Origin of the sequence: Streptomyces sp. NK08204 (assembly GCF_020400585.1) — a bacterium.
Taxonomy (GTDB): domain Bacteria; phylum Actinomycetota; class Actinomycetes; order Streptomycetales; family Streptomycetaceae; genus Streptomyces.
Genome location: NZ_JAINVF010000003.1, coordinates 308,982 through 332,701 on the forward strand (window position 1 = coordinate 308,982; position 23,720 = coordinate 332,701).

A 23,720-nucleotide genomic window follows, 5' to 3' on the forward strand; every position below is an offset into this window, starting at 1 on the left:
GTCACACCGGGTCGTACGTCCGCTCGACCTTCTGCGTGCCGCTGCGGGTGCGGTACGAACGGACCCAGGACGACGTCGCGTCGGGGTCCGTGCGGTCGGACAGGACGTAGTAGTCCATCTGCGCGCGGGCGTCGGTGATGTCCAGGACGCCGTAGCCGTGCCGGTCCGTGTCCACCCAGTGGACGTGGCGGTTGGCGACCTCGATGAGCGGCGCGGCGATCGCGGAGACCGTGCCCTCGGGGACCTTCACGATGTCGTCCAGGTTGTCGGAGGTCACCGAGGTCACCACGAACTCCGTGGCGGCCGACGCCGACAGCGGGTACGTACCCGCGTCCACCGGGACGTCGTTGGCCCACGCCATGTGGATGTCGCCGGTCAGGAACACGGTGTTGCCGATGGCGTTGGAGCGCAGGTGGGCCAGCAGTTCGCGGCGGTCGTCGGTGTAGCCGTCCCACTGGTCGGTGTTGGCGGCGATGCCCTCCTGCGGCAGCCCGAGCAGCTCGGCGAGCGGCTTGAACAGGTCCGCGGAGAGGGACCCGAAGGAGAACGGCGAGATCATCACCGAGTTGCCGACCAGCCGCCACCTGGTGTCGGAGGCCTTCAACCCCGCCTTCAGCCAGTCCAGCTGGGCGCGCCCGGTGATCGTACGGTTCGGGTCGTCCACCGAGCCGCTGGCCGTGGCCGCCTGCTGGGAGCGGAAGGAGCGCAGGTCCAGCAGGGACAGGTCGGCGAGCTTGCCGAAACGCAGCCGGCGGTAGGTGGTGCCCGTGATCGCGGGGCGGACCGGCATCCACTCGAAGTACGCCTGTTTGGCGGCAGCCTGACGGGCCGTCCAGGTGCCCTCGGCGCCCTCGGTGTGGTTGACCGCGCCACCGGACCAGGCGTTGTCGGCGAACTCGTGGTCGTCCCAGATCGCGATGACCGGCGCCTTCAGGTGCAGCGCCTGCAGATCGGGGTCGGTCTTGTACGTGGCGTGCCGGACGCGGTAGTCGGCGAGGGTGATGATCTCGTTGGCGGGCTCGTGCGGACGTACGACCGTGCCCCGGGCCGCGTACTCGCCGCTCTTGTACTCGTAGATGTAGTCGCCGAGGTGCAGCCAGGCGTCGAGGTCGCTGCGGGCCGCGAGATGGCGGTAGGCGGAGAAGTAGCCGGCCTCCCAGTTGGCGCAGGAGACCACGCCGAAGCGCAGGCCGGGCACGGCCGCGTCCGCCGCCGGTGCGGTGCGGGTGCGCGCCACCGGGGAGTCGGTGCCGCCGGCCGAGAAGCGGAACCAGTAGTCGGTGGCCGGCTGCAGGCCGCGGATGTCGGCCTTCACGGTGTGGTCGGCGGCGGCGGTCGCGGTGGTCGAGCCCTTGGCCACGATGTCCGTGAGCGCCTTGTCCCTGGCGACGACCCAGCTCACCTGGGTGTCCGGGCCGAGCCCTGAGCCGGGTACCGCCTCGGGGGTGGGCGTCACCCGGGTCCACAGCAGGATCCCGTCGGGCAGCGGGTCGCCGGAGGCGACGCCGTGCAGGAAGGCGGGGGCCTCCGTCGCGGCGCGGGCCGGGAGGGCGGCGGCGAGCGGGCCGGCCAGGACAGCAGTCGCCGCCGCGGCCTTGACGACCGTACGGCGGCGGGGCGAGAGGGAGTCGGGTCTCTGGGATGCGTCGGAAGATCTGTATCGACTGGTCACGACCCATCAGGTTACTGATCGGTATGACCTGGAGCGGGCAAACCTCGGAAGTTCGCCCGCTCTTCATCTCGTGATCGGTTTCCGACGGGTCCTCAGCCCTTGAGGGCCGCGTCCACCAGGCGGTCGAAGTCCGCCACCGTCAGGGGCGGGCGGCCCTGGCTGTCGGTGACCAGCGTCCTGCCGTCCATGACGAGGGTCGGGGTGCCCGTGACGTTGTCCTTGTTCGTGTCGAACGTCTTCGTCATCGCCATCGCCCAGGCGTCGTAGGTACCCTTCCGCACGGCGCTGCGGAACGTCGCGTTGTTCTTCAGCGCGGGCACGGTGTCCGCGACCTCTATGAGGTAGTCGTCGCTCTTGAACTTGTCGTCCGCCTCCTCGGGATGCCACTTCGCGGAGTAGAGCGCGCTCTTGTACTCCACGAACGCCTCCGTGCTGACGTTCAGCGCGGCGCCCATGGCGCTCATCGCGTTCTTGGAGCCCTGGCCGTTGTCCTTGTCGTCGATGAACGTGCCGCCGACGTACTGGATCCTGAACTTGCCGGCGTCGAGGTCCTTCTTCACGGTCGGGCCGACGACCTGCTCGAACTGGGCGCAGACCGGGCAGCGCGGGTCCTCGTAGATCTTGAGCGTCTTCTTGGCGGTGTCCTTGCCGAGGACGACGGTGGTCCCGTCGGCGCCCGTGGTGTGGGCGGGCGCGACGACCTCGGCGTCCTTCAGGCCCTCCCAGTAGCCGGGCTTGTTGGCCTGGACGACCGCGTAGCCGACACCGCCGGCCGCGGCCAGGACGGCGACGGCGGAGGCGGCCACGACGACCTGGCGCCTCACCTTGTCGCGCCGGACCTGCCGCTCGCGTTCCGCGCGCAGCCGCTCCCGGGCCGCGGCCTTCGACGCCTGGCTGTTCCGCTTGCTCATATCGGTGATCTCCATGGGGACGCGCACACGTGGTACGCGGGGTGAAGGGGGACTGGTCGTGCTCAGCGGCCGTCGCTCAGACGAGAGCGAGGGCGGGTGAGCACGGCGGTCCACGCCGTCCCAGGGAGTGCACGAGGAGCCGGTCGCGGGTGACGACCGGGCGGGAGACCGGACGCGGTGGCCGGCGCGCCGGAGACAGCCGTACGGCGACGGCCGACACGGCCAGCAGCAGTGGCCGGAAAGCGGTCGCGGCCACCGCGCGCAGCAGCTGGACCAGGGCCCGCTCGCCCCGGCGCAGCCAGGCGGCGGCCACCAGTCCCACGGCGACGTGCGCCGCGAGCAGCAGCCAGGCGAGGGCCGGGCTCGCGTGCCACAGCAGCGCCTCCGCACGGCCGGGGCCGCCGGAGACCTGGGCCAGCGGGCTGCCCACGGGGCCGCCCTGGCACAGCACGTCGAGGCCGAGTGCGTGCAGCGGGCCCGTGACCGGGCCGCCCGCGCGGCCGTAACAGGACTGCTGGCCGGTGGTGAACACCGTGTCCGCGGCCAGTTCCAGCGGGACCAGCAGGGCCGCGATCCGGCCGAAGCCGCGCTCGCGGCCCGCCAGCGCGTACGCGGTGGCGAACACCCCGGCCGCGACCGCTGCCACGGTCGCGGCCGGCAGCGGGGCCCGTGACAGCAGCACGTGCGACGCGGTGCTGAGCGTCACGACGACAGCCGTGAACAGCGCCGCGCGTACGGCTCTGAGGTGGGTCCCGGAGATGTCCATAACTGCTTACGAGTCTGGCACGCGGGTGGATAAGGGGCCCTTAAAGGGTGGCCCGTGGTCCCCGGAGCGAGGGCCTACAGCCCCGGGATCCGGCCGTTGCGGAAGAGGTCGACGAAGATCTGGTGGTCGGCACGCGCGCGTGCGCCGTAGCGGTGCGCGAAGTCCACCAGCAGCGGTGCGAAGCCCTCCTCGTCGGCCGCGAGGGCCGCGTCGATGGCCCGCTCCGTGGAGAACGGCACCAGGGACTCGCCGGAGGTGTCGTCCGCCGCCGCGTGCATGGTGGCGGTGGCCCGCCCCAGGTCGGCGACGACGGCCGCGATCTCCTCCGGGTCGTCGATGTCGCCCCAGTCCAGGTCGACGGCGTACGGCGAGACCTCGGCCACCAGCTGCCCCGTGCCGTCCAGCTCGGTCCAGCCCAGCCACGGGTCGGCGTGCGCCTGGAGGGCGCGCTGGGAGATCACCGTGCGGTGGCCCTCGTGCTGGAAGTACCCGGCGATCGCCGGGTCGGTGATGTGCCGGGAGACGGCCGGTGTCTGGGCCTGCTTGACGTAGATCACGACGTCGTTCTCCAGGGCGTCGCTGTGGCCCTCCAGCAGGATGTTGTACGACGGCAGGCCCGCGGAGCCGATCCCGATGCCACGGCGGCCCACGACGTCCTTGACCCGGTAGGAGTCAGGGCGGGCCAGGGAGGAGTCCGGCAGCGTCTCCAGGTAGCCGTCGAAGGCGGCCAGCACCTTGTAGCGCGTGGCCGCATCCAGCTCGATGGAGCCGCCGCCGGGCGCGAAGCGGCGCTCGAAGTCACGGATCTCCGTCATCGAGTCCAGCAGCCCGAAGCGGGTCAGCGAGCGGGCGTCACGCAGCGCGTCCAGCAGCGGACCCTGCGCGGTGTCCAGCGTGAACGGCGGAACCTCGTCGTTCTTGGCGCCCGTGGCCAGGGCGTGGACGCGCTCGCGGTAGGCCCCGGCGTAGACCGTCACCAGCTCGGTGATCTGCTCGTCGCTGAGCGCCTTCGCGTACCCGATCAGCGCGATCGACGCCGCGAACCGCTTCAGGTCCCAGGTGAAGGGGCCGACGTAGGCCTCGTCGAAGTCGTTGACGTTGAAGACCAGCCGGCCGTGGGAGTCCATGTACGTGCCGAAGTTCTCGGCGTGCAGGTCGCCGTGGATCCACACGCGCGAGGTGCGGTCGTCCAGGTACGGCCCGCCGCGCTTCTCGGTGTCCAGGTCGTGGTAGAAGAGGCACGCCGTGCCCCGGTAGAACGCGAAGGCCGAGGCCGCCATCTTCCGGAACTTCACGCGGAACGCGGCCGGGTCGGCGGCCAGGAGCCGGCCGAAGGCGGTGTCGAAGACGGCGAGGATCTCCTCGCCGCGCTGCTCGTCGTCGAGCCGGGTAACCGACATCGGGGGGTGCCTCCTGGGGTTTTGCCTGTACGACAGCGTTTCTGCCGTCCTCAACGCACGACGGTACGCGCGAGTGCCCGTGCTGTGTCACTGCCGGGGCATAGACTTCGACGCTGTCCCCCAGACTGTCCGCAGCCGGTCCGCAGCCGGTCGGAAGACCGTCGACAGCCGTTTCCCTCGGAGGCCGAAACCGTGTCGAAGCCGCCCTTCACGCACCTGCACGTCCACACCCAGTACTCGCTGCTGGACGGTGCCGCGCGGCTCAAGGACATGTTCAGCGCCTGCAATGAGATGGGCATGACGCACATCGCCATGTCCGACCACGGCAACCTCCACGGGGCGTACGACTTCTTCCATTCCGCGAAGAAAGCCGGAATCACCCCGATCATCGGGATCGAGGCGTATGTCGCCCCCGAGTCCCGCCGGAACAAGCGCAAGATCCTCTGGGGTCAGCCGCACCAGAAGAAGGACGACATCTCCGGTTCCGGCGGTTACACCCACAAGACGATGTGGGCGGTGAACAGGACCGGCCTGCACAACCTCTTCCGGCTCTCCTCGGACGCGTACGCCGAGGGCTGGCTGCAGAAGTGGCCGCGCATGGACAAGGAGACCATCGCCCAGTGGTCCGAGGGCATCGTCGCCTCCACCGGCTGCCCCTCCGGCGAGGTGCAGACCCGGCTGCGCCTCGGCCACTTCGACGAGGCCCTCAAGGCCGCCGCCGACTACCAGGACATCTTCGGCAAGGACAGGTACTTCCTGGAGCTGATGGACCACGGCATCGAGATCGAGCGCCGAGTCCGCGACGGCCTGCTGGAGATCGGCAAGAAGCTCGGCATCCCCCCGCTGGTCACCAACGACTCCCACTACACGTACGCGCACGAGGCGGGCGCCCACGACGCCCTGCTGTGCATCCAGACCGGCAAGAACCTCTCCGACCCCGACCGCTTCAAGTTCGACGGCACCGGCTACTACCTGAAGTCCACGGACGAGATGTACGCCATCGACTCCTCGGACGCCTGGCAGGAAGGCTGCGCCAACACGCTCCTCGTCGCCGAGATGGTCGACACCACCGGCATGTTCGAGAAGCGCGACCTCATGCCCAAGTTCGACATCCCCGAGGGCTACACCGAGGTCACCTGGTTCAAGGAGGAGGTCCGCCGCGGCATGGAGCGCCGCTACCCCGGCGGCATCCCCGAGGACCGCCAGAAGCAGGCCGACTACGAGATGGACGTCATCATCTCGATGGGCTTCCCCGGCTACTTCCTCGTGGTCGCCGACTTCATCATGTGGGCCAAGAACAACGGCATCGCGGTCGGCCCCGGCCGAGGCTCCGCGGCCGGTTCCATCGTCGCCTACGCCATGGGCATCACCGACCTCGACCCGATCCCGCACGGCCTGATCTTCGAGCGGTTCCTCAACCCCGAGCGCATCTCGATGCCCGATGTCGACATCGACTTCGACGAGCGCCGGCGCGTCGAGGTGATCAGGTACGTGACGGAGAAGTACGGCGCCGACAAGGTCGCCATGATCGGCACCTACGGCACCATCAAGGCCAAGAACGCGATCAAGGACTCCGCGCGTGTGCTGGGCTACCCGTACGCGATGGGCGACCGCATCACCAAGGCCATGCCCGCCGACGTCCTCGGCAAGGGCATCCCGCTCTCCGGCATCACCGACCCCAGTCACCCGCGCTACAGCGAGGCCGGCGAGGTCCGCGCGATGTACGAGAACGAGCCGGACGTGAAGAAGGTCATCGACACCGCCCGTGGTGTGGAGGGCCTGGTCCGGCAGATGGGCGTGCACGCGGCCGGCGTGATCATGTCCAGCGAGACCATCACCGAGCACGTCCCCGTGTGGGTCAGGCACACCGACGGGGTGACCATCACACAGTGGGACTACCCGAGCTGTGAGTCGCTCGGCCTGCTGAAGATGGACTTCCTGGGCCTGCGCAACCTCACGATCATGGACGACGCCGTCAAGATGGTGAAGGCCAACAAGGGGATCGACATCGATCTCCTGGGCCTCCCGCTCGACGACCCCACGACCTTCGACCTGCTCCAGCGCGGCGACACCCTCGGCGTCTTCCAGTTCGACGGCGGCCCCATGCGCTCGCTGCTGCGACTGATGAAGCCCGACAACTTCGAGGACATCTCCGCCGTCTCGGCCCTCTACCGGCCGGGCCCGATGGGCATGAACTCCCACACCAACTACGCGCTGCGCAAGAACGGCCAGCAGGAGATCACGCCGATCCACCCCGAGCTGGAGGCGCCGCTCAAGGAGGTCCTCGACGTCACCTACGGCCTGATCGTCTACCAGGAGCAGGTGCAGAAGGCCGCCCAGATCATCGCGGGCTACTCGCTCGGCGAGGCCGACATCCTCCGCCGCGTGATGGGCAAGAAGAAGCCCGAGGAACTGGCGAAGAACTTCACCATCTTCCAGACCGGCGCCCGCAAGAACGGCTACAGCGACGAGGCCATCCAGGCACTGTGGGACGTGCTGGTCCCCTTCGCCGGCTACGCCTTCAACAAGGCCCACTCGGCCGCGTACGGCCTGGTGTCGTACTGGACCGCGTACCTCAAGGCGAACCACCCCGCCGAGTACATGGCAGCCCTGCTGACCTCCGTCAAGGACGACAAGGACAAGTCGGCGGTCTACCTCAACGAGTGCCGCCGCATGGGCATCAGGGTGCTCCCGCCGAACGTCAACGAGTCCGAGGCGAACTTCGCCGCCCAGGGCGACGACGTGATCCTCTTCGGCCTCTCCGCCGTCCGCAACGTCGGCACGAACGTCGTGGAGTCGATCATCAAGTGCCGCAAGGCCAAGGGGAAGTACGCCTCCTTCCCCGACTACCTCGACAAGGTCGAGGCGGTGGTCTGCAACAAGCGCACCACGGAATCGCTGATCAAGGCGGGCGCCTTCGACACCATGGGCCACACCCGCAAGGGGCTGATGGCGCAGTACGAGCCGATGATCGACAACGTGGTCGCGGTCAAGCGCAAGGAGGCCGAGGGCCAGTTCGACCTCTTCGGCGGCATGGGTGAGGAGACCAGCAGCGAGCCCGGCTTCGGACTCGACGTGCAGTTCACCGACGACGAGTGGGACAAGACCTATCTGCTCGCCCAGGAGCGGGAGATGCTCGGCCTGTACGTCTCCGACCACCCGCTCTTCGGCCTGGAGCACGTGCTGTCCGACAAGGCCGACGCGGGCATCGCCCAGCTCACCGGAGGCGAGCACGCGGACGGCGCGGTCGTCACCATCGGCGGCATCATCTCCGGCCTGCAGCGCAAGATGACCAAGCAGGGCAACGCCTGGGCGATCGCCACCGTCGAGGACCTCGCAGGCTCCATCGAGTGCATGTTCTTCCCGGCGACCTACCAGCTGATCTCCACCCAACTGGTCGAGGACGCGGTGGTGTTCGTCAAGGGCCGCCTCGACAAGCGCGAGGACGTGCCCCGGCTCGTCGCCATGGAGCTGATGGTCCCGGACCTTTCCCACGCGGGCACCAACGCGCCGGTGGTCCTCACCATCCCGGCCGTCAAGGTCACCCCGCCGATGGTCAGCCGCCTCGGCGAGATCCTCAGCCACCACAAGGGCGACAGCGAGGTCCGCATCAAGCTCCAGGGTCCGCGCAAGACCACCGTCCTGCGCCTGGACCGTCACCGGGTCAAGCCCGACCCGGCCCTGTTCGGCGACCTGAAGGTGCTGCTCGGCCCGTCCTGCCTGGCCGGCTGAGCCGGCGACCCGGCAGGAGGGGGACGAACCGCGCGACACACGAAGGGGCGCACCCTCACCGGGTGCGCCCCTCCTGTGTGTCCGGGCTTCAACTGCCCTTTAGTTGTGGCCGAATCGCTTCTGCTGCTTACGAGCAACATCCGCGGGGCTGCCCTGTATGTGCGACACGGGCGACTCGTGCGCCTCCGTCGACGACCGCTGTGCGTGCTCCTGAGCCTGCTCGGTCTGCGAAGCGCGGTTCTGCGGGCCACCCTGCTTGCGGTTCTTGTTCTTGGCCATGGTGATCTGCCTCCTGGGGGGATCTAGGGGCCAGGGCCGGGATCAGATTCACATACGCTGACATCAATCGCATGTCGGATAATTACCGTGTGTGACAAGCGAGGTGGTGGGGCGATCCCGCAAACGCCACGCCGAAGATCGAGTTCGGGCCGTTAACGCCCGCGCGGTCGGGCAGACTCGAAGTAAGTCCGAAGCAAAGCCTCCCGGGAAGAGGGTGAGTCGCGTGGACCGCTGCATCGTCCTGGTGGACGCCGGTTATCTGCTCGGCGCAGCCGCCAGCCTCCTCGCCGGTGAGCCCTCGCGGTCCCGCATCACCGTCGACCACGCAGCACTGATCCAGGCATTGCGCGACCGCGCCGAGTCGGACACCGAGCGCCCCCTGCTGCGCATCTACTGGTTCGACGGCGCCCCCGACCGCGTCCCCCAGCCGGAGCACCGGCGGCTGCGCGTGATGCCCCGGGTCACCGTCCGGCTGGGCGCCCTGACCCGCAGCGACGGACGCTGGGCGCAGAAGGGCGTGGACGCGGCCATGCACGCCGAGCTGACCGAACTGGCCCGCAATCGCGCCTGCTCCGACATCGTCCTGGTCACCGGCGACGGCGACCTGCTGCCGGGCATGATGGCCGCCAAGGAGCACGGCGTCGCCGTCCACCTGTGGGCCGTACAGGCCGCCGACGGCGACTACAACCAGTCCGAGGACCTGGTCGCCGAGGCGGACGAGCGGCGGGTGCTGGACCGGGCCTGGATCACCCAGGCCGTCCGCGCCAAGGAGCTGACCGGGGTCTGTGCGCCGCCGCCCGCGCCCCGTCCCGAGATCGCCGCGATCCTCTCCGCGCCGCTGCCGGAGTCCGCGCTCGCGGCGGCCGACCGGGCCACCGAGGACGGCGCCCACCATCCGCAGGCGGACACGGCGGCGCGCAACGGCGTCCAGGAGCGGGTGATGAGCGCCAAGGGCGTACCCACCCCGAAGGACGTCGCCGCGCTGCGCGCGCCCGGCGTGCAGGCCGTGCAGAACCCGGCGTCGGCGACCCTGCGCTGGTCCTCCGACAAGGGCTGGGTGGACCGGCCGGGCGTGGCCGCCGAGCCGCCCGAGGTCGCGGGTATGCCGACGCTGGCCCAGCTGACCACCGCCGAGCAGCGCTGGGCCGACCGGGAGGAGGACATCACCACGGTCGGCGGGGACCCTTACGAGGTCGGGCAGGTCTTCGCCCGCCGGTGGATGTCCCGGCTGGGCGACCAGAGCCATCTGCAGCGGCTGTCCACGCTGTACCCGCGCATCCCGCACCGCATCGACGGCGAGCTGCTGCGGTACGCCGCCCGCTTCGGCCTGCTCGCCCACAAGGACGACCAGATCGACGAACACGACCGTTACGCCATCCGGGCGGGCTTCTGGCGGGAGATCGACGTACCGGCCGCCGCGGAGCACGCGCCCGCCGGCGAGTGAGCCGGGGCCGGGACGGCAGCGGCCCCAAAGACGAGTAAAGTCGGGCGACCCCGTACTCTCGTGCCTTGTGAGTACGCGCGCGGGACAGGCATGCCGGCAGGACGAGGTCGTCCGTGTACGCGGGCTCAGAAAGACCTACCCGGCCGTGAAGGGGCGGCGCGGGGCGCCGGGCACACCCGAGGTGCGGGCCACCGACGGGGTGGAGCTCCAGGTGCGGCGCGGGGAGATCTTCGGGTTGCTCGGACCCAACGGCGCCGGCAAGTCCACCCTGGTACGACAGCTCACCGGGCTGCTCAGGCCGGACGCCGGAAGCGTCGAGATCCTCGGCCACGACATCGTCCGGCACCCGGAGCGGGCCGCGCGGATCCTCGCCTACCTCGGCCAGGAGTCCTCCGCCCTGGACGAGCTGACCGTGGCGCTCGCCGTCGAGACCACCGGCCGCCTGCGCGGTCTGGACCTACGGCAGGCACGCGCCGACCGGGACGCCGTACTGGACGAACTCGGGCTCACCGCGCTCGCCGGGCGCGCGCTGAAGAAGCTGTCCGGGGGACAGCGGCGGCTCGCCTGCTTCGCCGCGGCCCTCGTCGGGGAGCGGCCCCTGCTCGTGCTGGACGAGCCGACCACCGGGATGGATCCGGTGGCCCGGCGCGCGGTGTGGGCGGCCGTGGACCGGCGGCGGGCCGAGCGCGGCACGACCGTGCTGCTGGTCACGCACAACGTCATCGAGGCGGAGACGGTCCTGGACCGGGTCGCCGTCATCGACCAGGGCCGGGTCATCGCCTGTGACACCCCGGCCGGGCTGAAGGAGCGGGTCGCCGGCGAGGTGCGCGTCGAGCTGGTGTGGCGGGAGCGGGCGCCGCTGGAGGTGCCCGAGGTCGCCGGCTTGCGCGAGCGCGCAGTGGAGTCCGGCCGGCGCTGGACGCTGCGGCTCGCCCCCGAGGAGGCTCGCGCCGCCGTCGCGACGGTGACCGGTGGGGCCGCCTTCGCCGCCCTGGACGACTTCACGCTCGCCACACCCAGCCTGGAGGACGTCTACCTGGCGCTCGGCGGGGCGGCCCGGCAGGGGCTGGTGAAGGCATGAGCGCCGGGCGCGTATGGTCCCCTGACGAGGAGGGAGTCGTGTGGGGGTCCTTGGGGAGCGGCGGGTGTGCCGCCGTCGGGAAGAGGAGCAGCTCGTCGTGAGTGTCGTACCCGCGGAGGTTGTGCCGGGTGGTGCCCGCACCGTGCCGGAGACGGCGCCCGGCGCGGCCGAACTCGGGCCGCCCGCCCGGCTGTGGCCGTCGCTGGCCGCCGTCTACCGCGCACAGCTGTCCCGTGCCCGGGTGGCGCGGATCCCGCTGCTGTTCGTGGCCACCTTCCAGTCCGTCGGCATCACCGTGATGATGCGAGGCGTCGTCGACACCGCCGGCGAGGCCCAGTCCGTGGTGGCGGGCTCCTCCGTGCTGGTCGTCGCCTACGTCGCGTTGAACCTGCTCGCCCAGTACTTCGGGCAGCTGCGGGCCAGCGGCGGACTCGACCACTACGCCACGCTGCCGGTGCCGCCCGCCGCGGTGGTCCTGGGGGCCGCGGCGGCGTACGCCTCCTTCACGGTTCCCGGGACCCTGATGACGGCCGTGTTCGGCTGTGTACTGTTCGGGCTGCCGCTGGCCAACCTGTGGATCCTGCTGGCGGTGATCCCGCTCGCCGGAGCCGCGCTGTCCGGGCTGGGCGCGGCCTGCGGGCTGCTCGCGTCCCGGGCGGAGCTGGCCACGCTGCTCGGGCAGCTCGGCATGTCGGCGGCGCTGCTGCTCGGGGTGCTGCCCGCCGACCGGATGCCGGTGATCGTACGGCTGGCGCGCGACCTGCTGCCCTCGACCTACGGCGTGGAGGCCTACGCCCGTACGTTCGGCGCCCACCCGGACTGGGCCGTCGTCCTCGGTGACCTGGGGGTGTGCGCGGGCGTCGGGCTGGTCTCGCTGGCCGTGGCGACGTGGGCGTACCGCAGGGCCGCCGTCCGGTGACGCGGAGCACGGCGCGACCTGGCACGATGTCAGGGTGACCGCACCGCTGACTCCGCCACCGCCGCCGCATGACGACTCCGCGCATCAGCTCTGGCAGGCGCCGCCGCCCGCCGCGCAGGCCATGGGCCCGTACGAACAGGACGGCCCTGGGATGAAGACAGAAGTGCGTGAGGCCGCTGTCATCACGGTGGGCATGGCCCTGGGCGGGCTGCTGTTCGGACTGCTGTGGTGGTGGCTCGCGCCGCATGTGCCGCTGGTCGGGGACGAGGCCGGCCGGAACTGGGTCGTCTATTTCAAGGACCCCGAGGGCGAGCAGGCCATCGGCGTCGACGGGACGTTCACCCTGCTCGGGCTGGCCTTCGGCGTGGTCAGCGCGCTGGTGGTGTTCGCGCTGCGGCGGCGCGGCGGTGTGCCGCTCGTCGTCGCCCTCGGCCTCGGCGGACTGCTCGGGTCGTTGCTGGCGTGGCGGCTCGGGGTGTGGCTCGGGCCCGACTCCGACGTGCTCGCGCACGCGAAGGCCGTGGGCAAGGGGGTCACGTTCTCGGCGCCGCTGAAGTTGGGTGCGAAGGGGGCGTTGCTGGCCTGGCCGCTGGGGGCGCTGCTGGTGCACCTGGGGCTGACCGCGTTGTTCGGGCCCCGGGATCCCGAGTTGCCGGCGGCCCCGCCCCGCTGAACGGGCGCCGGCTCTCAGCCCCGCCCGATGGGCGCGAGCACCGCGTCCGTCAGGCCGGCCAGATCCGCCGGTGCCAGTTCCACCTCCAGACCCCGCCGCCCCGCCGACACGCAGATCGTCTTGTGCTGATCGGCCGAGTCGTCCAGGACCGTGCGCAGCTTCTTGCGCTGGCCCAGCGGGGAGATGCCGCCGCGGACGTAGCCGGTGGTGCGTTCCGCCAGGGTGGGGTCGGCCATGGTGGCCCGCTTGCCGCCGACGGCTGCCGCGAGGGCCTTCAGGTCCAGGGACCCGGCGACCGGGACCACGCCGACCACCAGGGCGCCGTCCACGTCGGCCACCAGGGTCTTGAAGACGCGGTCGGGGCTGACGCCCATCGCCTCGGCCGCCTCCTCTCCGTAGGAGGGGTGGGCGGGATCGTGGTCGTAGGCGTGGACCGTGAAGTCCACCCCGGCCGCCGTCAGCGCCACCGTCGCCGGCGTGCCGCCGGACTGCTGCTTCTTGGACTTCTTCGCCATGGGATGCGGGCCTCGTTCCCTCAGTTCAGACTCGTCGGCGTGCGCGTCAGCTCGAACGCGGGCAACGACGGCAGGTTGCGGATGATGGCCGTCTCGGCGCGCAGGAGCGTCAGCTCGTCCCGGAGACGGGAGGCGGTGTCCGGCGCCTGGAGGAGGCGCTGCTTGGTCGGGGTGTCGTGCACCATCGCCGCGGCCACCAGGTACGACACCACGCTCGGGTCGTTCGGCAGTTCCGCGCCCGTCGACAGGGACCGCTCCCGGGCGCCCGCCAGGCGCTTCTGGTACTGGAGGAAGGAGCGCAGCACCCCCTCGGCCAGCGCACCCGCCTCGTCGCCGGGCTCCTCCGGCAGCTCCTCCAGCTCCGCCGTCAGGTACGGGCCCGACGCGTCCACGGACAGCAGCCGTACCCGGGTCGTCCCCGTCGCCAGCACCTCGAAGGTGCCGCCCTCGCGCTCCCGGATCGTCGCCGCGTCCGCCACACAGCCCACGCCGTGGAAGGACTTGACCGGGTCGGGGCCGAAGCCCGCGGCCGGCCCCCGCTCGGGCTGTGCCGTCGGGTCGGGCATGCCGGGGGCGCTCGGTGCCACTTCGTGGCCGTCGCGGATCGCGACGACGGCGAACCGGCGCGGCTCGTCCTCGGGGGTCTTCAGCAGGTCGCGCATCATGGCGCGATAGCGCTCCTCGAAGACGGTCAGCGGCAGCACGAGCCCCGGGAACAGCACGGAGTTCAGGGGGAAGAGGGGGAGACGGACGGTGGTCACGGCGCCCCAGCCTAATGGTCACCGGCATGGACGCGGTCGTTGTGCCCGCATCCCGGCCGGCTCCGGGGTCGCGGGGGCGCCGGCAGCAGCCCCGCCGGGGTGGTGTGCGCACCCGCCGTCAGGAGGTTCTCGCGCAGCCGCAGGAAGAGGCCCAGCGGGTCGTCGGAGAGCCGGTCCCAGGGGAAGGACGTCGCGTACGGGCCGATCAGACGCAGCTGGGCGCGGGCGTCCGCCCAGCGTTCCAGCCGGAGCAGCACGTACAGCAGCTTGTTGCGGACCTCGGCGGGCCAGGGGTCGGCCGCCGGGAGCCGGGCGGAGAGCGCGATCGCCCGGTCGGCCGCCGCGTCCAGCCGGGCACGGGGCACCTGGGGGCCGCGGCCGTCCGTCAGACAGCCGAAGGCCGCCCGCGCCGGCAGCGCCTGGACGAGTGAGTCGTCCGGGGCGTCCTGAGCGGCCTGCTCGGCGAAGTCGAAGCACTCGCGGTGCGAGCCACGGGGGGTGTGGGGCGTGGTCCCCCGCAGGACGCAGCAGGAGACGGCCAGGTAGCGCAGGGCGGCCACATGGCAGCCGTAGTGGTGCGGGGCGCGGCGGACCGCTGCCTCCCACAGCTCCTCGAAGTACCGGTGCCCGGCCCGGGAGCCGCGGGCGTGGTCGAGGGCGATCCGCCAGGGCACCGGGTCGCGGGCGTCGGCGTGGGCGGCGGCCGTGATGAGCGGGCTCGCCTCGCGCAGCGACTCGGCGCGGGCCGGCGAGGTCCAGGCGCGGTCCACGGCCAGCTGGGTGCCGACCAGCAGGGCGCCCGGGTCGTCGGGGGCCGCTGTGCGCCATGTGTCGAACCACTCGGGGCGCGAGCGCGCGAACGCGGCCAGGCGCCGGGTGTACCGGTCGCGGTGCTCCCACTCGGCCGCCGTGCGCGTGGCCGCCAGCAAGGCGGCGGCGGTGGCGTACTCGGACCGGCCGGCCGCGACCAGCGCGGGGGAGAGGCGGTCGTCGGGCGCGTCGAGCACCGCCTCGTCGTCGGCCGACGGCCGGCCGACGGGGCACGTGAGGCGTTTGGTCATCCAGCCGGACCGGATGAGCGAGGGCAGCGCAGCCATGGTGCACACCATTGAAAGACCGCAGGTCGGGGGCGCGCCAGAGGGCCGGGGCAAGTCATGGAAGGTTGTACGGCAGGCGGTCAAAGCCAGGTAAAGGGCGATTCTTCAACTGCTGGCCCTTCAACTGCTGGCCCTTCGACCACTGGTGCCCCTTCGACCACTGGTGACACCTCATCTGCTCGACTGCCGGGCCGTGCCCGTCGGCGCGGCCCACTGCCTGCCGCCTCAGCCACGCCGCAGCAGCCGTGTCGCCCCCGCCGCCACCGTCGTCGCCAGGATCCAGCCCAGCAGGATCATCACCGCGGCCAGCCACTGCCAGCCGCCGCGCAGCTGCCACTGGCCGACCTGGCCCAGGTCGATCACCGGCAGCAGCAGGTCCAGCGTGAACAGGGCCGGACTCCAGGCCGGGTGCCCGTCGGCGTTCATCGGCGGATGGCTCGCGTGCGCGAAGGCGAGCGTGCCCGCCGCCCACAGCACCGCCATCCACACCGCGGCCCGGCCCGGCCGGTAGCCGTAGGCCACCGCCCAGTCCTGGACGTAGCCCCAGAGCTTGGCGGCCACCGGCAGGGTCTCGCGGCGCCGGCGCTGCTTGGCCAGCAGCACCTCGCGCGCGTCCTCGTCCTCCCCGGCGGCGCGCAGCACCGCGGCCAGCCGCTCGTACGGCTCCGGGTGGTACTCGGGGGTGGCCGCCGCCACCCAGTCCAGACGCCGGACCAACGGGAACGGGCCCTGCGGGGCAAGGGCCTCGTACGTGAAGCCGCGCATCTGCAGGCGCCCGAGGCCCGGCCAGCTGCCCGCGCGGTCCACCAGGTTGGCGACCCGCGCACCGGAGAGCACCACCTTGCCGCGCTGAGGCTCGTCGCCGAGGAAGCGCAGCTCCGGTGTCTGCACCCGGCGCAGGGACACCTCCTGGTCGTCGGTGAGGTCGAACCGGGCCCGCTCCAGGTCGACCGCGTCCCCGAACCGCCCGTCGTCCAGGCGCACCCCGCCCCGGCACTCGAAACGCTGGATGCGCGTCCCACGCGCCGGGGTCGTGCCGCTCAGCAACGGGCTGCCCACGCCGGCCGGGGTCAGGTACAAGGTGCGCTCCACCGTGAGCTGGGGGGCGTTGAGGGCGAGGCGGGCGTAGGGGTTGGCGAGCCGGGCGCCGCGCAGGCTCAACGACACGCCGACCTTGGCGCTGCGCAGGCTCAGCTCGCCGTGCGACTCCAGCATCTCCGCCTGGAGGTCCTGGCCGACGGTCATGCCGTCCGCCGCGATGGACCGCCCGCTGCGGTCCCGGTACGCCACCGCCTGGTTGAGCAGCAGATCGGTGCCGATGTGCGCGTCGGTCAGCCGGACCCCGTTCTGGAAGCGGCAGCGCGGCAGATGCAGATCGCCCTCGGTGTGCACCCGGGCGGCCTCCAGACGCGGTACCGCGCAGTCCACCAGGCGCATGGTCGTGAAGCGGGCCTCCGGCAGCAGGACCTCGTGGTCGAAGCGGCAGCCGCGCAGCTCCACGTACGGCGTGACGGTGCCGCCCGCCAGGTTCACCGTGCCCGTGATCCGCACGCCGACGAGCTTCAGCGAGGACACCCGGCCGGCCAGCGCCGGCGGCCCGTCCAGCAGCAGCCAGCAGATGATCCGCGCGCGCACGCTGCGCTCGGGCCCCCAGGGATGCCCGCCGTGCGGGTCGTCCACGACGGCGTCCCCGCTGCTCAGGTCGTACACGCTGCCGTTGCGGAACGCCTGCCACATGCCCGCCTCGGCCGGGGTCAGGTCGTCCGGCGGCTCCCCGGTGAGGATGCCGGCCCCCTCGGTCACCGCAGTTCCGTCTCCCTCCACCGTCCAGGGGATTTCGTACAGCCGTTCATGCCCGTTGAGTGGCTGCTGGAACACTAGAGGTGAAGGCGATCTTCCAGATTTGGCCATGTTCTGTATCAGCCATTGATACGCGCCAACGCCCCGTGACGCCGGTCTGAGAGAATTGAGCCCGTGATCTCCCGAATCGATCTGCGCGGTGAGGCCCTTCCCCAGGGTCCCGCCTTGCGCGACCTGCTGCCCCGAGCCGACTTCGACGTTCAGGCCGCCCTCGAGAAGGTGCGTCCGATCTGCGAAGCCGTGCATCATCGTGGCGACGCGGCGCTGATCGACTTCGCCGAGAAGTTCGACGGAGTACGGCTGGAAACCGTCCGTGTCCCGGCCCAGGCGCTCACCGACGCGCTGGCCGGACTCGACCCGGCCGTGCGCGCCGCCCTGGAGGAGTCCATCCGCCGCGCCCGCCTGGTCCACCGCGAGCAGCGCCGGACCACGCACACCACCCAGGTCGTACCCGGCGGCTCCGTGACCGAGAAGTGGGTGCCGGTCGAGCGCGTCGGACTGTACGCACCCGGCGGCCGGTCCGTGTACCCGTCCTCCGTGATCATGAACGCCGTGCCGGCCCAGGAGGCCGGCGTCGAGTCGATCGCGCTCGCCTCCCCGCCGCAGGCCGAGTTCGGCGGGCTGCCGCACCCGACGATCCTCGCCGCGTGCGCGCTGCTCGGCGTGGACGAGGTCTACGCGGCGGGCGGCGCCACCGCCGTCGCGATGTTCGCCCACGGCACCGAGTCCTGCGCCCCGGCCAACATGGTCACCGGTCCCGGCAACATCTGGGTCGCCGCCGCCAAGCGCTACTTCACCGGCAAGATCGGTATCGACACCGAGGCCGGCCCCACCGAGATCGCGGTCCTCGCCGACGACACCGCCGACCCGGTGCACATCGCCGCGGACCTGATCAGCCAGGCCGAGCACGACCCGCTCGCGGCGGCCGTGCTGGTCACCGACTCCGTCGAGCTGGCGGACGCGGTGGCCAAGGAGCTGGAGCCGCAGGTCGCGGCCACCAAGCACATCGAGGACCGCATCCGCCCGGCCCTGGCCGGCAAGCAGTCCGCGATCGTGCTCGTCGACGGCATCGAGGAAGGACTCAGGGTGGTCGACGCCTACGGCGCCGAGCACCTGGAGATCCAGACCGCCGACGCCGCCGCGGTGGCCGACCGGGTACGCAACGCGGGCGCGATCTTCATCGGACCCTGGGCCCCCGTCTCGCTCGGTGACTACGCGGCCGGGTCCAACCACGTCCTGCCCACCGGCGGCTGCGCCTGTCACTCCTCCGGCCTGTCCGTCCAGTCCTTCCTGCGCGGCATCCACATCGTGGACTACACCAAGGACGCGCTCGCCGAGGTCGCGCACCACGTGGTGACGCTGGCGGAGGCGGAGGACCTGCCGGCGCACGGTGCGGCGATCAAGGCCCGGTTCGGCTGGAAGGTACCGACGAGCAAGTGAGCTACGGAATCGACGATCTTCCCGTACGGGACGAGCTGCGCGGCAAGTCCCCCTACGGCGCGCCCCAACTGGACGTCCCCGTACGGCTGAACACCAACGAGAACCCCTACCCGCTGCCCGAGCCGCTGGTCGAGCGGATCGCGGAGCGGGTGCGGGAGGCCGCCCGCCACCTGAACCGCTATCCCGACCGGGACGCGGTCCAGCTGCGCACCGAACTGGCCGCGTACCTGACGAGGACCGGCAACCACCCGCTCGGCATGGAGAACGTGTGGGCCGCCAACGGCTCCAACGAGGTCATCCAGCAGCTGCTGCAGACCTTCGGCGGACCGGGCCGCACCGCCCTCGGCTTCGAGCCGTCGTACTCGATGCACGCGCTCATCGCGCGCGGCACCGGAACCGGCTGGATCTCCGGCCCCCGCAGCGAGGACTTCTCGCTCGACGTCGCGGCGGCCGAGCGGGCGATCGCGGAGCACAAGCCGGACGTCGTCTTCATCACCACACCCAACAACCCCACCGGCAACGCGGTTCCACCGGAGACGGTCCTCGCACTGTACGAGGCGGCGCAGGCGGCCAAGCCGTCCATGGTGGTCGTGGACGAGGCCTACGTCGAGTTCAGCCACGGCGCCTCGCTGCTGCCGCTGCTGGCGGGCCGCCCGCACCTCGTCGTCTCCCGCACGATGTCGAAGGCGTTCGGCGCGGCCGGCCTGCGCCTCGGCTACCTGGCCGCGCACCCGGCGGTCGTGGACGCCGTCCAGCTCGTACGGCTGCCGTACCACCTCTCGGCGGTCACCCAGGCGACCGCCCTGGCCGCCCTGGAGCACACCGACACGCTGCTGGGGTACGTCGAGCAGCTGAAGTCGGAGCGCGACCGGCTGCTCGCCGAACTGCGGGCCATCGGCTACGACGTCACGGAGTCGGATGCGAACTTCGTGCAGTTCGGGCGGTTCGCCGACACGCACGAGGCCTGGCAGAAGATCCTCGACCGGGGTGTCCTGGTCCGGGACAACGGCGTACCGGGGTGGCTGCGGGTGTCCGCCGGAACCCCGCAGGAGAACGACGCGTTCCTCGACGCGGTACGAGAGCTGAAGAAGGAGCTGGAGGCATGAACCGCGTAGGACGCGTGGAGCGCACCACCAAGGAGACCTCGGTCCTGGTCGAGATAGACCTCGACGGCACCGGGCGGACCGACATCGCCACCGGCGTCGGCTTCTACGACCACATGCTCGACCAGCTCGGCCGGCACGGTCTGTTCGACCTGACCGTGAAGACCGACGGCGACCTGCACATCGACTCCCACCACACCATCGAGGACACCGCCCTCGCGCTCGGCGCCGCCTTCAGGCAGGCGCTCGGCGACAAGGTGGGGATCTACCGCTTCGGCAACTGCACGGTCCCGCTGGACGAGTCCCTCGCCCAGGTCACCGTCGACCTGTCCGGCCGCCCCTACCTCGTGCACACCGAGCCCGAGAACATGGCACCGATGATCGGCGAGTACGACACCACGATGACGCGGCACATCCTGGAGTCCTTCGTGGCCCAGGCGCAGATCGCGCTGCACGTGCACGTGCCCTACGGGCGCAACGCGCACCACATCGTGGAATGCCAGTTCAAGGCGCTCGCGCGAGCGCTGCGTTACGCGTCGGAGCGCGACCCGCGCGCGGCCGGCATCATCCCGTCGACGAAGGGCGCCCTGTAAGCGATGAACGGTCTGTCCACCGCCCTGATCTTCGTGGGCCTCGTCCTCGTCGGCGGGATCATCTCCTTCGTCAAGCAGAAGATGCCCACCAGCCTCATCGTGCTGCTGTCCATCAGCGCGGCGATGTGCCTGGTCGCGGGCGTCATGCGGCTGGAGGTGTGGAATTGAGCACCGGCGGCAAGAAGGTCGTCGTCTTCGACTACGGCTTCGGCAACGTCCGCTCCGCCGAGCGCGCCCTCGCGCGCGTGGGGGCCGACGTCGAGATCACGCGTGACTTCGACAAGGCGATGAACGCCGACGGTCTGCTGGTGCCCGGCGTCGGCGCGTTCGCCGCCTGCATGCGGGGCCTGCGCGCGGCCCGCGGTGACTGGGTCGTGGACCGCCGGCTGTCCGGCGGGCGGCCCGTGATGGGCATCTGCGTGGGCATGCAGATCCTTTTCGCGCGCGGCATCGAGCACGGCGTGGAGGCCGAGGGCCTCGACGAGTGGCCCGGCACGGTCGAGCCGCTCCAGGCCGACGTCGTGCCCCACATGGGCTGGAACACCGTCGACGCCCCGCTCGACTCCCAGCTGTTCGCAGGCCTGGACCGGGACGCCCGCTTCTACTTCGTGCACTCCTACGCCGTCCACGACTGGACCCTGGAGACGAACAACCCGGTGATCGAGGCACCCAGGATCACCTGGACGACGCACGGCAGGCCCTTCGTGGCCGCCGTGGAGAACGGCGCCCTGTGGGCCACCCAGTTCCACCCCGAGAAGTCCGGCGACGCCGGCGCCCAGCTCCTCACCAACTGGATCGGAACCCTGTAGACCATGGCCAAGCTCGAACTCCTCCCCGCCGTCGACGTCCGCGACGGCCAGGCCGTACGCCTCGTGCACGGTGAGTCCGGGACCGAAACCTCCTACGGCTCCCCGCTGGAGGCCGCCCTCGCCTGGCAGCGGTCCGGCGCCGAGTGGCTGCACCTGGTCGACCTGGACGCCGCGTTCGGCACGGGCGACAACCGCGAGCTGATCGCCGAGGTCGCCGAGCGCATGGCGGAACTGCACATCAAGGTGGAGCTGTCCGGGGGCATCCGCGACGACGCCTCCCTGGCGGCGGCCCTGGCCACCGGCTGCACCCGGGTCAACCTCGGCACCGCCGCCCTGGAGAGCCCCGAGTGGGTCGCCAAGGTCATCGCCGAGCACGGCGACAAGATCGCCGTCGGCCTCGACGTGCGCGGCACGACCCTGCGCGGACGCGGCTGGACCCGCGACGGCGGCGACCTGTACGAGACGCTGGAGCGCCTCGACCGGGAGGGCTGCGCCCGCTACGTCGTCACCGACATCGCCAAGGACGGCACCCTCCAGGGCCCGAACCTGGAGCTGCTGAAGAGCGTGTGCGCGGCCACCGACCGCCCGGTCGTGGCCTCCGGCGGCGTGTCGTCCCTGGACGACCTGCGTGCCATCGCCGAGCTGGTACCCCTCGGTGTCGAGGGCGCCATCGTCGGGAAGGCGCTGTACGCGAAGGCGTTCACCCTGGAAGAGGCCTTGGAGGCTGTGTCGTCATGACGTCCGAAGCCGTGCGGCGCGTGCAGAGCGGAAGTCCCTGGGAAGAGAGTTTCGGTTTCGCGCGTGCCGTCGCGGCGGGGGACCGGGTGCTGGTGGCCGGCACGACGTCCTTCAAGGGCACCGTGCTGTACGGCGAGGGCGACCCCTACGAACAGGCCAAGGTGGCCTTCGCCGGCGCGGTCGAGGCGATCGGTGAGTTCGGGCTCGGGATCGAGTCCGTGATCCGTACACGCATGTATCTGACCCATGCGCGGGACGTGGACGCCGTGGGCCGCGCCCACAAGGAACTGTTCGACAGCGTCCGCCCGGCCTCGACCCTGCTGGTCGTCGAGGGCTTCGTCGACCCGCGCATCCTGGTCGAAGTAGAACTAGAGGCATTCAGAGGAGCCGTGGATTCATGACCCTGGCGGTTCGAGTCATCCCCTGCCTGGACGTGGACAACGGCCGGGTGGTCAAGGGCGTCAACTTCCAGAACCTGCGTGACGCGGGCGACCCCGTCGAGATGGCCAAGGTGTACGACGCCGAGGGCGCCGACGAGCTGACGTTCCTGGACATCACCGCGTCCTCGGGCAACCGGGAGACGACGTACGACGTGGTGCGCCGCACCGCCGAGCAGGTGTTCATCCCGCTGACGGTCGGCGGCGGTGTCCGCACGGCCGAGGACGTGGACAGGCTGCTGCGGGCGGGCGCCGACAAGGTGGGCGTGAACACCGCCGCGATCGCCCGCCCCGACCTGATCCGCGAGATCGCGGAGCGCTTCGGCCGGCAGGTGCTGGTCCTGTCGGTGGACGCCCGCCGCACCCCTTCCCGCAGCGGCTCGTCCGGCTCCTTCGAGGTCACCACCCATGGCGGACGCCGCGGCACCGGCATCGACGCCGTCGAGTGGGCGCACCGGGCGGCGGAACTGGGCGCCGGCGAGATCCTCCTCAACTCCATGGACGCGGACGGCACCAAGGACGGCTACGACCTGGAGATGATCGCCGCCGTCCGCAAGCACGTGACGGTGCCCGTGATCGCCTCGGGCGGCGCCGGCAAGCTGACCGACTTCCCGCCGGCGATCGAGGCGGGCGCGGACGCGGTACTGGCCGCGTCGGTGTTCCACTTCGGGGACCTGCGCATCGGCGAGGTGAAGCAGACCCTGCGGGAGGCGGGACACCCCGTCAGGTAGGGCGTACGGCCAAGGGCCCCGGCTGCCGGTGGTGGCCGGGGCCTTGTCGTGGCCGGACACCGGCGCAGGACACCACACGAGGCGCGCAGAAGGCACGGGCAAATGCGAAAGAGAAGTTGCGCAAAATCTATTGCGCAGTTTTTCTTTCGTATCTAGCGTGAGTGCATGGCAAGCAACGAGAACCACCGGATCACGGACGTCGGAACACTCAAGGCCCTGGCGCACCCGCTGCGGGCGAACCTGTACCGGCTGTTGTGCGCCGAGCGGGTCGCGACGGCCTCCCAGCTCGCCGAGCACGTGGACGAGGCCGTGTCCCTGGTCAGCTACCACCTGCGCAAACTCGCCGAACACGGCCTGATCGAGGAGGCCGAGCCGCAGACGGCGGACGGGCGGGAGCGCTGGTGGCAGCCCGCCTCCGACGGGGTGAGCATCCGGGACGAGGACTTCCGCGGAGAACCGGCCAAGGCCGCGGCCCACCTGGCGGCCATCCGTCTCTTCCACGACCAGCGGGCCGACCGCTACCGCCGCTACCTGGACGAGCGCCCCACCTGGAGCCCCGAGTGGAACACCGCGTCCGTGGACAGCGAGTCCCTCATGCGCCTGACCCCGGCCGAACTCACCGCGCTGCAGGGCGAGCTGGAAGAACTCCTGCGCAGGTACGACGCGCAGGGCCGGGCCGCCGAGGCGGCCGGCGAGACCGAGGGCCGCGAGCACGTCGCGCTGTACGTGTACGGATTCCCCTTCCGCTTCTGAGAGAGG

The 23,720-nt window shown here is 71.2% G+C and carries 23 protein-coding genes; 14 read left to right on the plus strand and 9 right to left on the minus strand.

The window, feature by feature from the left end:
• Position 1: 1 nt before the first annotated feature.
• The 4 genes from K7G59_RS07185 to K7G59_RS07200 all read right to left on the minus strand — a co-directional run bounded on the left by K7G59_RS07185 (position 2) and on the right by K7G59_RS07200 (position 4,749).
• Complete coding sequence (locus K7G59_RS07185) at positions 2 to 1,672, minus strand: alkaline phosphatase (RefSeq protein ID WP_225831248.1); 1,671 nt, start codon at positions 1,670 to 1,672, stop codon at positions 2 to 4.
• Between the two features lie 92 nt (positions 1,673 to 1,764).
• Complete coding sequence (locus K7G59_RS07190) at positions 1,765 to 2,583, minus strand: thioredoxin domain-containing protein (RefSeq protein ID WP_225831250.1); 819 nt, start codon at positions 2,581 to 2,583, stop codon at positions 1,765 to 1,767.
• A 76-nt stretch (positions 2,584 to 2,659) separates the two neighbouring features.
• Positions 2,660 to 3,349, minus strand: coding sequence for a hypothetical protein (locus K7G59_RS07195; RefSeq protein ID WP_225831253.1), 690 nt, complete (start codon positions 3,347 to 3,349; stop codon positions 2,660 to 2,662).
• A gap of 74 nt (positions 3,350 to 3,423) precedes the next feature.
• A complete protein-coding gene (locus K7G59_RS07200; RefSeq protein ID WP_225831255.1) occupies positions 3,424 to 4,749 on the minus strand; it encodes a DUF2252 domain-containing protein in 1,326 nt (441 codons plus the stop codon).
• A gap of 192 nt (positions 4,750 to 4,941) precedes the next feature.
• Here K7G59_RS07200 and dnaE point away from each other — a divergent pair, with 192 nt between their 5' ends.
• Positions 4,942 to 8,481 (plus strand): DNA polymerase III subunit alpha, encoded by a 3,540-nt coding sequence (gene dnaE, locus K7G59_RS07205; protein WP_225831257.1) that lies wholly within the window; start codon positions 4,942 to 4,944, stop codon positions 8,479 to 8,481.
• A gap of 99 nt (positions 8,482 to 8,580) precedes the next feature.
• Here dnaE and K7G59_RS07210 read toward each other — a convergent pair whose 3' ends face one another.
• A complete protein-coding gene (locus K7G59_RS07210; protein ID WP_225831259.1) occupies positions 8,581 to 8,760 on the minus strand; it encodes a hypothetical protein in 180 nt (59 codons plus the stop codon).
• A gap of 223 nt (positions 8,761 to 8,983) precedes the next feature.
• Between K7G59_RS07210 and K7G59_RS07215 the strand changes: the two genes are divergently transcribed.
• The 4 genes from K7G59_RS07215 (at position 8,984) to K7G59_RS07230 (ending at position 12,877) form a co-directional block, all read left to right on the plus strand.
• Positions 8,984 to 10,204 carry an NYN domain-containing protein gene (locus tag K7G59_RS07215; RefSeq protein WP_225831261.1) on the plus strand — a complete coding sequence of 407 codons (1,221 nt, stop codon included), beginning with the start codon at positions 8,984 to 8,986 and terminating at the stop codon, positions 10,202 to 10,204.
• A 67-nt stretch (positions 10,205 to 10,271) separates the two neighbouring features.
• A complete protein-coding gene (locus K7G59_RS07220) occupies positions 10,272 to 11,285 on the plus strand; it encodes an ABC transporter ATP-binding protein (RefSeq protein WP_225831263.1) in 1,014 nt (337 codons plus the stop codon).
• 97 nt (positions 11,286 to 11,382) lie between these two features.
• Positions 11,383 to 12,204, plus strand: coding sequence for an ABC transporter permease (locus K7G59_RS07225; RefSeq protein ID WP_225831265.1), 822 nt, complete (start codon positions 11,383 to 11,385; stop codon positions 12,202 to 12,204).
• Between the two features lie 34 nt (positions 12,205 to 12,238).
• Positions 12,239 to 12,877 carry an AAA family ATPase gene (locus tag K7G59_RS07230; protein ID WP_225831267.1) on the plus strand — a complete coding sequence of 213 codons (639 nt, stop codon included), beginning with the start codon at positions 12,239 to 12,241 and terminating at the stop codon, positions 12,875 to 12,877.
• A 14-nt stretch (positions 12,878 to 12,891) separates the two neighbouring features.
• Here K7G59_RS07230 and ybaK read toward each other — a convergent pair whose 3' ends face one another.
• The 4 genes from ybaK to K7G59_RS07250 all read right to left on the minus strand — a co-directional run bounded on the left by ybaK (position 12,892) and on the right by K7G59_RS07250 (position 17,053).
• A complete protein-coding gene (gene ybaK, locus K7G59_RS07235) occupies positions 12,892 to 13,392 on the minus strand; it encodes a Cys-tRNA(Pro) deacylase (RefSeq protein WP_225831270.1) in 501 nt (166 codons plus the stop codon).
• Between the two features lie 20 nt (positions 13,393 to 13,412).
• Complete coding sequence (locus K7G59_RS07240) at positions 13,413 to 14,153, minus strand: LON peptidase substrate-binding domain-containing protein (RefSeq protein WP_225831272.1); 741 nt, start codon at positions 14,151 to 14,153, stop codon at positions 13,413 to 13,415.
• Positions 14,154 to 14,164: 11 nt separating this feature from the next.
• Complete coding sequence (locus K7G59_RS07245) at positions 14,165 to 15,262, minus strand: hypothetical protein (protein ID WP_225831274.1); 1,098 nt, start codon at positions 15,260 to 15,262, stop codon at positions 14,165 to 14,167.
• A gap of 213 nt (positions 15,263 to 15,475) precedes the next feature.
• Positions 15,476 to 17,053: an oxidoreductase gene (locus K7G59_RS07250; RefSeq protein ID WP_225831277.1), complete on the minus strand. Its 1,578-nt coding sequence runs from the start codon at positions 17,051 to 17,053 to the stop codon at positions 15,476 to 15,478.
• A 171-nt stretch (positions 17,054 to 17,224) separates the two neighbouring features.
• Here K7G59_RS07250 and hisD point away from each other — a divergent pair, with 171 nt between their 5' ends.
• The 9 genes from hisD (at position 17,225) to K7G59_RS07295 (ending at position 23,714) form a co-directional block, all read left to right on the plus strand.
• The gene (gene hisD / locus K7G59_RS07255) at positions 17,225 to 18,550 is read left to right on the plus strand and encodes a histidinol dehydrogenase (RefSeq protein WP_225831279.1); all 1,326 of its coding nucleotides are present in this window, start codon (positions 17,225 to 17,227) and stop codon (positions 18,548 to 18,550) included.
• On the plus strand, positions 18,547 to 19,656 hold the full coding sequence (locus K7G59_RS07260; protein ID WP_225831281.1) for a histidinol-phosphate transaminase: 1,110 nt from the start codon (positions 18,547 to 18,549) through the stop codon (positions 19,654 to 19,656). The genes hisD and K7G59_RS07260 overlap by 4 nt, the downstream gene beginning before the upstream one ends.
• On the plus strand, positions 19,653 to 20,246 hold the full coding sequence (hisB, locus tag K7G59_RS07265; RefSeq protein ID WP_225831283.1) for an imidazoleglycerol-phosphate dehydratase HisB: 594 nt from the start codon (positions 19,653 to 19,655) through the stop codon (positions 20,244 to 20,246). The genes K7G59_RS07260 and hisB overlap by 4 nt, the downstream gene beginning before the upstream one ends.
• Before the next feature lie 3 nt (positions 20,247 to 20,249).
• Complete coding sequence (locus K7G59_RS07270) at positions 20,250 to 20,414, plus strand: hypothetical protein (RefSeq protein ID WP_225831285.1); 165 nt, start codon at positions 20,250 to 20,252, stop codon at positions 20,412 to 20,414.
• Positions 20,405 to 21,055, plus strand: a complete 651-nt coding sequence (gene hisH, locus K7G59_RS07275) for an imidazole glycerol phosphate synthase subunit HisH (RefSeq protein WP_374114196.1) — start codon at positions 20,405 to 20,407, stop codon at positions 21,053 to 21,055. Before K7G59_RS07270 ends, hisH begins: the two co-directional genes overlap by 10 nt.
• A gap of 3 nt (positions 21,056 to 21,058) precedes the next feature.
• Positions 21,059 to 21,793 (plus strand): bifunctional 1-(5-phosphoribosyl)-5-((5-phosphoribosylamino)methylideneamino)imidazole-4-carboxamide isomerase/phosphoribosylanthranilate isomerase PriA, encoded by a 735-nt coding sequence (priA, locus tag K7G59_RS07280; protein WP_225831287.1) that lies wholly within the window; start codon positions 21,059 to 21,061, stop codon positions 21,791 to 21,793.
• Positions 21,790 to 22,194, plus strand: a complete 405-nt coding sequence (locus K7G59_RS07285) for a RidA family protein (protein ID WP_225831289.1) — start codon at positions 21,790 to 21,792, stop codon at positions 22,192 to 22,194. The genes priA and K7G59_RS07285 overlap by 4 nt, the downstream gene beginning before the upstream one ends.
• The gene (hisF, locus tag K7G59_RS07290; RefSeq protein WP_225831291.1) at positions 22,191 to 22,961 is read left to right on the plus strand and encodes an imidazole glycerol phosphate synthase subunit HisF; all 771 of its coding nucleotides are present in this window, start codon (positions 22,191 to 22,193) and stop codon (positions 22,959 to 22,961) included. The genes K7G59_RS07285 and hisF overlap by 4 nt, the downstream gene beginning before the upstream one ends.
• A gap of 165 nt (positions 22,962 to 23,126) precedes the next feature.
• Positions 23,127 to 23,714 (plus strand): transcriptional regulator, encoded by a 588-nt coding sequence (locus tag K7G59_RS07295; protein ID WP_225831294.1) that lies wholly within the window; start codon positions 23,127 to 23,129, stop codon positions 23,712 to 23,714.
• Positions 23,715 to 23,720: the final 6 nt, after the last annotated feature.